The sequence below is a fragment of the Phycicoccus sp. Soil748 genome, assembly GCF_001428025.1.
Classification (GTDB): domain Bacteria; phylum Actinomycetota; class Actinomycetes; order Actinomycetales; family Dermatophilaceae; genus Pedococcus.
This window is the reverse complement of record NZ_LMSC01000005.1, coordinates 23,336-29,994: the sequence shown is the minus strand read 5'-3', so window position 1 is coordinate 29,994 and position 6,659 is coordinate 23,336. Positions and strand designations below refer to the sequence as shown.

At 72.7% G+C, this 6,659-nt stretch carries 6 protein-coding genes; 2 read left to right on the top strand and 4 right to left on the bottom strand.

Annotated features, from left to right (window positions below; translation table 11 throughout):
• Nucleotides 1–22 precede the first annotated feature (22 nt).
• Nucleotides 23–1,483, top strand: coding sequence for an aspartate ammonia-lyase (locus ASG70_RS02710; RefSeq protein WP_082590009.1), 1,461 nt, complete (start codon nt 23–25; stop codon nt 1,481–1,483).
• A 138-nt stretch (nt 1,484–1,621) separates the two neighbouring features.
• Here the strand turns inward: ASG70_RS02710 and ASG70_RS02705 are convergent, their stop codons facing one another.
• The 4 genes from ASG70_RS02705 to ASG70_RS02690 all read right to left on the bottom strand — a co-directional run bounded on the left by ASG70_RS02705 (nt 1,622) and on the right by ASG70_RS02690 (nt 5,700).
• Nucleotides 1,622–2,371, bottom strand: coding sequence for a hypothetical protein (locus ASG70_RS02705; protein ID WP_156399787.1), 750 nt, complete (start codon nt 2,369–2,371; stop codon nt 1,622–1,624).
• A gap of 304 nt (nt 2,372–2,675) precedes the next feature.
• Nucleotides 2,676–3,116: a hypothetical protein gene (locus tag ASG70_RS02700; protein WP_056882325.1), complete on the bottom strand. Its 441-nt coding sequence runs from the start codon at nt 3,114–3,116 to the stop codon at nt 2,676–2,678.
• Nucleotides 3,117–3,187: 71 nt separating this feature from the next.
• Nucleotides 3,188–4,423 carry a PhoH family protein gene (locus tag ASG70_RS02695; RefSeq protein ID WP_369818870.1) on the bottom strand — a complete coding sequence of 412 codons (1,236 nt, stop codon included), beginning with the start codon at nt 4,421–4,423 and terminating at the stop codon, nt 3,188–3,190.
• Between the two features lie 515 nt (nt 4,424–4,938).
• Nucleotides 4,939–5,700 carry an isoprenyl transferase gene (locus tag ASG70_RS02690; RefSeq protein ID WP_056882323.1) on the bottom strand — a complete coding sequence of 254 codons (762 nt, stop codon included), beginning with the start codon at nt 5,698–5,700 and terminating at the stop codon, nt 4,939–4,941.
• 102 nt (nt 5,701–5,802) lie between these two features.
• Here ASG70_RS02690 and ASG70_RS02685 point away from each other — a divergent pair, with 102 nt between their 5' ends.
• Nucleotides 5,803–6,633, top strand: a complete 831-nt coding sequence (locus tag ASG70_RS02685; RefSeq protein ID WP_056882322.1) for a thioesterase family protein — start codon at nt 5,803–5,805, stop codon at nt 6,631–6,633.
• Nucleotides 6,634–6,659 lie beyond the last annotated feature (26 nt).

The following is a 6,659-nucleotide window of genomic DNA, read 5'->3' as shown; positions in this document are numbered from 1 at the left end:
GTAGGGCGCAGAATGGCGGGTNATGGAGCCTGCCGCCGACCCGACCCAGCCCACCTCCGCCTCTGCCGCCGCGTCCGCCACCTCCCTGCCGGCGCCGGCCACCCGGACCGAGCACGACTCGATGGGTGACGTCCAGGTGCCGCTCGACGCCCTGTGGGGTGCCCAGACCGCGCGGGCCGTCGACAACTTCCCGATCTCCGGCCAGCGCGTGCCGGCCGGTGTGGTCCACGCCCTCGCCCTGCTCAAGGGTGCGGCGGCCACGGTCAACGCGGACCTCGGCGTCCTCGACGGGGCGCGCGCCGAGGCCATCACCGCGGCAGCGGAGGAGGTCGCCGACGGGCGCCACGACGACCAGTTCCCGATCGACGTCTTCCAGACCGGCTCGGGCACCTCGACCAACATGAACGTCAACGAGGTGGTCGCCCGGCTCGCCCACCTCGCGACCGGTGAGGCGGTCCACCCCAACGACCACGTCAACGCCGGCCAGTCCAGCAACGACACCTTCCCCAGCGCGCTGCGCATGGCGGCGACGCTGGCCGTCCACCAGGAGCTGGCGCCGGCGCTGGTCCACCTCGCGCACGCCCTGCGGGCCAAGGAGCAGGAGCTCGCCGACGTCGTGAAGGCGGGGCGCACGCACCTCATGGACGCCGTGCCCGTGACCCTGGGGCAGGAGTTCGGCGGCTACGCCCGGCAGGTCGAGCTCGGGGCCGAACGGGTCCTCGTCGCGGCGCAGGCCACCGCGGAGCTGCCGCTGGGCGGCACCGCCGCAGGGACAGGCCTCAACGCCGCGCCCGGCTTCGCCGCAGCCGTCATCGCGAGGGTGAGCGAGCGCACGGGAGTGGAGTTCCGGGAGGCGGCTGACCACTTCGAGGCCCAGTCGGCCCAGGACGCCGTGGTCGAGCTGAGCGGCGCGCTCAAGGTGGTGGCCGTGAGCCTGACCAAGATCTGCAACGACCTGCGCTGGATGTCCTCGGGCCCGCGCAGCGGTCTCGGCGAGATCCACCTGCCCGACCTCCAGCCGGGGTCGAGCATCATGCCGGGCAAGGTCAACCCCGTGATCCCCGAGGCGACCCTCATGGCCTGCGCCCGGGTCATCGGCAACGACACGACGATCACCCTCGCCGGGGCCTCCGGCGCCTTCGAGCTCAACGTCATGCTGCCCCTGATGGCGCAGACGGTGCTCGAGTCGACGACGCTGCTGTCGACCACCTCACGGCTGCTCGCCGACCGGTGCGTCGACGGGATCGAGGCCGACCGCGAGCGTGCCCTCGAGCTCGCCCAGGGCTCACCCTCGATCGTCACCCCGCTCAACCGCTACATCGGCTACGAGGCGGCCGCCGCGGTGGCGAAGCAGTCGATCAAGGAGCGCCGCTCGATCCGCGACGTCGTCATCGAACGCGGTCACGTCGAGCGTGGCGAGCTCACCGAGGCACAGCTCGACGAGGCCCTCGACGTGCTGGCCATGGCCCGCCCCCCTCGGTAGCGCGCCCCCGAGGTCTGGGACTTCGGGTCATGCGCGGCCGTATGCCCCGAGGTCTGGGACCTCGGCACATAGGGGGCGGGGCGCAACGCAGAACGCCGCCCCCGACAGGCGGGGGCGGCGTTCGTCAGCTGCGGTGGCTCAGTACCAGTGCGGGGAGCGGCTCTGCCACTGGTCCCACGCGTTGCACGGGGTGCCGTAGGAGGAGCGGATGTACTGCAGTCCCCACTTGATCTGGGTGACGGGGTTGGTGCGCCAGTCGGCGCCCACGCTGCCCATCTTCGAACCGGGGAGCGACTGCGGGATGCCGTAGGCGCCGGAGCTGGAGTTCTCGGCGGTGAAGCGCCAGCCGCTCTCGCCGTTCCAGAGGTTGTCCAGACAGCTCCACTGGCCGTCGTCGAAGCCGTAGTCGCCGAGCAGCGCGCGGGCCGCGGCGCGGGGGTCCTTCTGCGCGTTGGCGACCAGCGCCTGCTTCTTGGCCGCGAGCGCCTGGCGGGCCTTCTCGCGCGCCACCTTGGCGGCGGCCTCGCGGCGGGCGGCGGCAGCGGCCTTGGCGGCGACGACCGCCTTCTGCCGGTCCTGCTCCTGCACGGCGGCGATGCTCGCGTTGGTGTCGTTGCGGTCGGCGGCCAGGCGGGCCGTGTCCTCGATCTGCGCGTCGGCCAGCTCGTTGGCCTGCGCGACCGCCTCCGTGCTCACCGTGAAGGCCGCAGTGCCGGTCTGGCGCTGGTCCGTGGCCTGGTAGCCGGCCGCGGTGGTCGCCACGACGGCCAGCAGCAGGCTGGAGGTCACGGCGGGGCGGCGCAGCGAACGGGTGAGGACAGAGGACCGAGAGGTCGTCCTGCCGTGGGTCGCCGCGTTGCGGTGACGGCCCTGGTAGGGCGTGCTCATACAGGTTCCTCCAAGGGAGAGGCCACCTCGTGGGTGGCCTCGTTCGGTGCCGGGGGGACGGAGCTGCGCGGGGCCCTGCATCCATACCCGGCGCTCGTTATGAAACCGAGACTTTACCCGAGGGGGTGGCCGGTTCCGAAATCGTCCACAGACCAGAGTGACGGATGTGACTCCTGTGACCAGAAGATGGGCCGTTCGTCCGATTCTCGGGTGTCTGGGCGTGAACGAGCCCACGCCACGGTAGGGCCGAAGGTCCCGGCCTCGGTCACCCGCGGCCGCCGACCGCCACGCCCTCCGGGGCCGCCTACCGGCAGACGGTGATCCCGGCGAACGGCATCGGTCGGACGGCGACGAGGAAGTCGTAGGACCACGCCGTCGGGGCCACCACGCGACTGACCGGCACGGGCGACCCGGAGGTCTTGTCGCAGGTCGCCGCGGCGGTCCCGACGCCCTCACGGGACACCGGAAGCACGTACGAATACGTGTCGGGGCTCGTGTCGTCGCACAGGGCCAGTGGCGGCGTGGACCCGTCACCGACGACGACCGGACCGGAGGAGTTGCAGACGACCCCGGCCGAGCCGCTCCGCAGGATCACGCTGACGCGATCGGGACCCTCGCGCTTCGCGTACAGGGTCGCGCCGTCGGCCGTGCCGACCTGCTCGTAGCCCCGTGGCGTCTCCGGCTCCCCCGAGCAGCCGGCGGCGAGGAGCGCCACGAGCACCGTGCCCCCGAGTGCCGCAACCACGACGGAGCACCGGCCACGCCTGGGCGTGACCGGCGCTTCGATCTCGGGGTGTCGAGCGGCCACCAAAGGCCTCAGATCTCGAGGCCTTCGAGCAGGTCGGTGACCAGGGCGGCGATGGGGCTGCGCTCGCTGCGGGTCAGGGTGACGTGCGCGAACAGGGGGTGGCCCTTGAGCGCCTCGATCACCGCGGCGACGCCGTCGTGGCGGCCGACCCGCAGGTTGTCGCGCTGGGCGACGTCGTGGGTGAGGACGACGCGGGAGTTCTGGCCGACGCGGGACAGCACGGTGAGGAGCACGTTGCGCTCCAGGCTCTGCGCCTCGTCGACGATGACGAACGCGTCGTGCAGCGAGCGCCCGCGGATGTGGGTCAGGGGCAGGACCTCGAGCATCCCGCGGTCCATGACCTCCTCGACGACCTCGTGGGAGACCAGCGCGCCGAGCGTGTCGAACACCGCCTGCGCCCAGGGCCCCATCTTCTCGGACTCGCTGCCGGGCAGGTAGCCGAGCTCCTGGCCGCCGACCGCGTAGAGCGGGCGGAAGACGACGACCTTGCGCTGCTGGCGCCGTTCCATCACGGCCTCGAGCCCGGCACACAGCGCCAGGGCCGACTTGCCGGTGCCCGCACGGCCGCCGAGCGACAGGATGCCCACGTCGGGGTCGAGCAGCAGGTCGAGCGCGATCCGCTGCTCGGCGCTGCGGCCGTGGAGCCCGAAGGCGTCGCGGTCGCCGCGCACGAGACGGATCTGCTTGTCGGCGCCGACCCGCCCCAGACCGCTTCCCCGCGGCGAGAGCAGGACGAGGCCGGTGTGGCACGGCATCTCGGCGGCGGCGGCGTTCTCGACGCGCCCGTGCTCGTAGAGAGCGTCCATCTCCTCGACGGTCACGTCGAGCTCGGCCATCCCGGTCCAGCCGGAGTCGACCGCGAGCTCGGCGCGGTACTCCTCCGCGGCCATGCCCACCGCGGAGGCCTTGACCCGCATGGGGAGGTCCTTGCTCACGACGGTGACGTCGAAGCCCTCGTTGGACAGGTTCTTGGCCACGGCCAGGATGCGGGTGTCGTTGTCGCCGAGCCGGAACCCGGCCGGGAGCGAGCTGGGGTCGGTGTGGTTGAGCTCCACCCGCAGGGTGCCGCCGTCGTCCCCGACCGTGACGGGCGCGTCGAGCCGGCCCTCTCGCACGCGCAGGTCGTCGAGCAGCCGCAGCGCCTGCCGGGCGAAGTAGCCGAGCTCCGGGTGGTGCCGCTTGGCCTCGAGCTCGGTCACGACCACGACCGGCAGGACGACCTCGTGCTCCTTGAACCGCAGCATGGCGCGGGGGTCGGACAGCAGCACCGAGGTGTCGAGCACGAACGTCCGGAAGTCAGGGGTCCTGCCCTTGCTCCTGCGCTTGGGCGCCGGGGAGACCCGGGGTGCGGCCGCGGTGGCAGCGCTGGCGGGACCGGAGGCGGAGCTGGTCGAGGTGCGACGGGTGGTGTCGTGGTTCGAGGCCAATGTCTCTCCTTGGCACAGCGCGCGCTCCGGCGCGGTGCGCCTACTCGCGAACGAGGTGCCGGGACCAGGCCAACCCACCGCGGTGGGGCCGGTTCCGACCCTCCGCCCGGAGCTGGATCTGCTCCATAGGTTGGCCTCCCCGAACGCCGGACGGGTGCCCTGCGCCACTGCCGACGGTACGGCCCGACCCGCCCGGGGATGGATAGGTTCGCGGCGTGTCACGCAGAGTTGGCCCGTTGTTCCGAGGACGTCCTCCGACGTTGTGCCGAGCGCGGCCCCCGACCCTCCGCAGGGCCCCACCCCGGCGAGACCGGGTACGGCGTCGCGCCGGCTCAGCCGCCGAAGCGGCGGTTGCGCTCGGAGTAGGCGCGCAGGGCGCGCAGGAAGTCCACGTGCCGGAAGTCGGGCCAGTAGGCCTCGCAGAAGTAGAACTCGCTGTGCGCGCTCTGCCACAGCAGGAAACCGCTGAGCCGCTGCTCCCCCGAGGTGCGGATGACGAGGTCGGGGTCGGGCTGGCCCTTGGTGTAGAGGTGCTCGGCGATGTGCTCGACCTGCAGGGTCTCGGCCAGCTCCTCGATCGTGGTGCCGGTGGCGGCGTGGGACACCAGCATCGAGCGCACGGCGTCGGTGATCTCCTGGCGACCGCCGTAGCCGACCGCGACGTTGACGGTCATGCCCTGCACGTCCTCGGTGAGGTCGGCGCTCTCCTTGAGCCGTCGGGCGGTCTCGGCGGGCAGCAGGTCCAGCGAGCCCACGGGGTTGATGCGCCAGCGCCGGGTCCGGGCGAGGTCGGCGACGGTGGTCTCGATGATCGACAGCAGCGGCACGACCTCGGCGGCCGACCGGTTGAGGTTGTCGGTCGACAGCAACCAGAGCGTGACGACCTCGACGCCGGCCTCCTCGCACCAGTCGAGGAAGTTGGCGATGTTGTCGGCACCGGCCTGGTGGCCTTCCTTGGTGCCGTGGCCACGCGCCCTGGCCCACCGGCGGTTGCCGTCGAGCATGACCCCCACGTGCCGCGGCAGCGTCGCGCGCTCGAGGCGACGGCTCAGGCGCCGCTCGTACGCGGCGTACAGGAGGTCGGACAGCGCCACGGTCACTCCTCGGCTGGTCGGTGGACGGAGCGGTGGACGGAGCCCCGTCCACCGACCCACGCTACCCCCGTCGCCGCGGGGTGATGGGGCAGGATCGAGCCCATGTCGTCCGCGCCGAGCTCCTTCTACGTCCTCGGCGACGCCGGCGACGCCGGCGGTAGCACCAGCAGCAGCACCGTCACCGCGACGCGCCACACCGCGGGGCCCTGGTCGCCTGCCGCCCAGCACGGCGGCCCTCCCATGGCGTTGATGGCCCGGGAGGCGGCTCGCCTCGGTGACGGCACTCGAGTCGTCGCGCGGGTCACCTGCGACCTGCTCGGACCCGTGCCTGTGGGGCGGCTGCACGTCGAGGCCAGGGTGGCGCGGCCGGGCCGCACGGTCGAGCTCGTCGAGGTCGCCCTCACCGACGTCGACACCGGGCGGCAGGTGGCCAGGGCCGCGTTGTGGCTGGTCCCGCGGGAGGTCACCGGCCCGGTGACTCCCCTGCCGCAGCCGCCCGCGGGCCCCCTCGAGGGCCGCGAGCAGCCGGTCCCGCCGGGCTGGCACCGGGGCTACCTCGACGCCATCGAGTGGCGCTGGGTCGCCGGGTCGCTGGCCGAGCCCGGTCCGGCCACCGTGTGGATGCGTCCGCGGCTGGGGCTGCTGCCCGGCGAGCCGCTGAGCCCGGTGGAGCGGCTCCTGACCTGCGTCGACTCCGCCTCGGGCGCCGGCGCCGCCCTGGCCAAGGACGAGTGGCAGTTCATGAACACCGAGCTGACTGCCCACGTGGTGCGCGAACCGGTGGGCGAGTGGGTCTGCCTGCAGGCGCAGACGACCGTCGCCGGCGGCGCTGCGGGGCTCGCGAGGGCGGAGGTCTTCGATGAGCGAGGCTTCGTGGCGCACTCGGCGCAGAGCCTCCTCGTGAGGCCCGCCACACAACCTACGCCTTCGTAAGTTACGCAACCGTAGGTTAAGATGTC

Bases quoted from the DNA above. Each gene is read 5' to 3' on its own strand.
- ASG70_RS02710 (WP_082590009.1), top strand. From the start codon at position 23: ATGGAGCCTGCCGCCGACCCGACCCAGCCCACCTCCGCCTCTGCCGCC.
- ASG70_RS02705 (WP_156399787.1), bottom strand. From the start codon at position 2,371: ATGAGCACGCCCTACCAGGGCCGTCACCGCAACGCGGCGACCCACGGC.
- ASG70_RS02695 (WP_369818870.1), bottom strand. From the start codon at position 4,423: ATGCTGCGGTTCAAGGAGCACGAGGTCGTCCTGCCGGTCGTGGTCGTG.
- ASG70_RS02685 (WP_056882322.1), top strand. From the start codon at position 5,803: ATGTCGTCCGCGCCGAGCTCCTTCTACGTCCTCGGCGACGCCGGCGAC.